General features: G+C 72.1%; 3 protein-coding genes. All 3 read left to right on the forward strand.

Annotation, left to right across the window (positions count from 1 at the left end; all coding sequences use genetic code 11):
* Nucleotides 1–103: 103 nt before the first annotated feature.
* The 3 genes from TEK04_RS21125 (at nt 104) to TEK04_RS21135 (ending at nt 2,088) form a co-directional block, all read left to right on the forward strand.
* Entirely contained in the window at nt 104–268 is a 165-nt protein-coding gene (locus TEK04_RS21125) for a hypothetical protein (RefSeq protein WP_336406344.1), read from the forward strand.
* Nucleotides 269–418: 150 nt separating this feature from the next.
* Nucleotides 419–1,255, forward strand: a complete 837-nt coding sequence (locus tag TEK04_RS21130; RefSeq protein WP_336406345.1) for a mycofactocin-coupled SDR family oxidoreductase — start codon at nt 419–421, stop codon at nt 1,253–1,255.
* The gene (locus tag TEK04_RS21135) at nt 1,252–2,088 is read left to right on the forward strand and encodes a mycofactocin-coupled SDR family oxidoreductase (protein ID WP_336406346.1); all 837 of its coding nucleotides are present in this window, start codon (nt 1,252–1,254) and stop codon (nt 2,086–2,088) included. Before TEK04_RS21130 ends, TEK04_RS21135 begins: the two co-directional genes overlap by 4 nt.
* The last annotated feature ends 131 nt before the right edge of the window (nt 2,089–2,219 follow it).

Consider the following 2,219-nt stretch of genomic DNA (forward strand, 5'->3'; position numbering starts at 1 on the left):
AAGGGATCCCTTCCAGGCCGGGAGGGCGGCACCCGTTCAGGAGGGGCTCCCTTGCCCCGGCGACGCGACGGCGACCGCGACGGCCACCGCGACGGCGACTGAGGTGCGGATCCCCTGCGCCGCGGTGGTGGACGCCGGCCACCGGCTTCCTGGGCGCACCCTGCCCGACGAGGGGCGCGCGCGCTTCGCCGGTGACGTCGTCGCGCCCCGCACCGTGCTGGAGGCCGTGCTGGAGGGGCGTCGGGCCGCGCTGGCGGTGTCCCCGTGACCCCGGCGCTCGCCCACCTGCGGGTGGCCAAGCCCTGGTACCTGCGCGGTCCGGCTGCCTGGAAGCCCAGACCCGGGCGGTCGGAGGCCGCAGCCCTGCGGGGCACCGCACACACCAGCAGCGGGGGAACGATCGAGAGGGACTGAACAGATGGGCAAGCTCGAGGGCAAGGTCGCCTTCATCACCGGCGCGGCCCGCGGCCAGGGCCGCAGCCACGCCGTACGCCTGGCGCAGGAGGGCGCCGACATCATCGCGGTCGACCTGTGCCAGCAGATGGGCACGGTCGGCTACCCGTTGGCCACCGAGGAGGACCTGGCCGAGACCGTGCGCCAGGTCGAGGCGCTCGACCGCCGGATCATCGCCAGCGTCGCCGACGTCCGGGACTCCGCGGCGGTGAAGGGCGCGGTGGACGACGGGGTCGCGCAGCTGGGCCGGCTGGACATCGTGCTGGCCAATGCCGGGATCGCCAGCTTCGCCCCCGTCGAGGACCTCACCGACGACGACTGGGACGAGATGATCGGGGTCAACCTGACCGGCGTCTTCAAGACGGTCAGGGCCGCGGTGCCGCACATCCGGGCCGGTGGCCGGGGCGGGTCCATCGTGCTGACGTCGTCCACCGCCGGCATCAAGGGGCTGGCCAACCTGGCGCACTACGTGGCGGCCAAGCACGGCGTCGTGGGTCTGATGAAGACCTTCGCCAACGAGTTCGCCCCGGACATGATCCGGGTCAACTCCGTGCACCCGACCTCGGTGAACACCGACATGATCCACAACGAGGAGACCTACGGGCTCTTCCGGCCGGACAAGCCCAAGTCCGAGGTCACCCGCGACGAGGCCGCCGAGTCGTTCAAGGCCATGAACGCGTTGCCGGTGGAGTGGGTGGAGCCGGTCGACATCTCCAACGCCGTCCTGTTCCTGGTCAGCGACGACGGCCGGTACGTCACCGGCGTCCAGCTGCCCGTCGACGCCGGGTCGGTGCAGAAGTGACCGGCCGCGTGGAGGGCAAGGTCGCGTTCATCACCGGGGCGGCGCGGTCGCAGGGGCGCAACCACGCGCTGCGGCTGGCCCAGGAGGGCGCGGACATCATCGCCGTCGACGTGTGCGCGCCGATCGAGTCGATCGGCATGTACCCGCCGGCGACCGAGGAGGACCTGGCCGAGACCGTGCGCCAGGTCGAGGCGCTGGACCGCCGGATCGTGGCCACCAAGGCCGACGTCCGCGACACCGCCGCGATGAAGTCGGCCGTGGACGACGGCGTCGCGCAGCTGGGCCGGCTGGACATCGTGCTCGGCAACGCCGGTGTCTTCGAGATCCAGCCCGCGCTGGAGCTCACCGACGAGGCCTGGCGGGAGATGATCGACATCAACCTGACCGGGGTCTGGAACACCTGCAAGGTGGCCTTGCCGCACCTCGTGGACGGCGGCCGGGGCGGCGCGATCGTGCTGACCAGCTCCTCGGCCGGCCTGAAGGGCACGCCGAACACGATCCACTACACCGCGGCCAAGCACGGCGTCGTGGGGATCATGCGGACGCTGGCCAACGAGTTCGGGCCGCACTCGATCCGGGTGAACAGCGTGCACCCGACGGGGGTGGACACGCCGATGATCCAGAACCCGAAGACCTGGGGGCTGTTCCTCGGCGACGACCCGGAGCCCTCGCGGGAGAAGGCCGAGCCGGTCTTCATGTCCACGAACTCGTTGCCGGTGCCGTGGGTGGAGGTCGACGACATCACCAACGCGATCCTGTTCCTGGTGTCGGACGAGGCGCGGTACATCACCGGCGTGACCCTCCCGGTCGACGCCGGCTACACGGTCAAGTGACCACCGGGGCGGCGCGGGCCTGGCGCTGTCCTCGGGTGACCGCCGGCGGCAGCGCGCCAAGGCGGCCGGCGGCGGCTCGGCGCCGGGGACGACCGAGGAGCCGGCGGACCTGATCCCGCTGGCCGACCTGG

Source organism: Klenkia sesuvii (assembly GCF_037083825.1).
Classification (GTDB): domain Bacteria; phylum Actinomycetota; class Actinomycetes; order Mycobacteriales; family Geodermatophilaceae; genus Klenkia; species Klenkia sesuvii.

Bases quoted from the DNA above. Each gene is read 5' to 3' on its own strand.
- TEK04_RS21130 (WP_336406345.1), top strand. From the start codon at position 419: ATGGGCAAGCTCGAGGGCAAGGTCGCCTTCATCACCGGCGCGGCCCGC.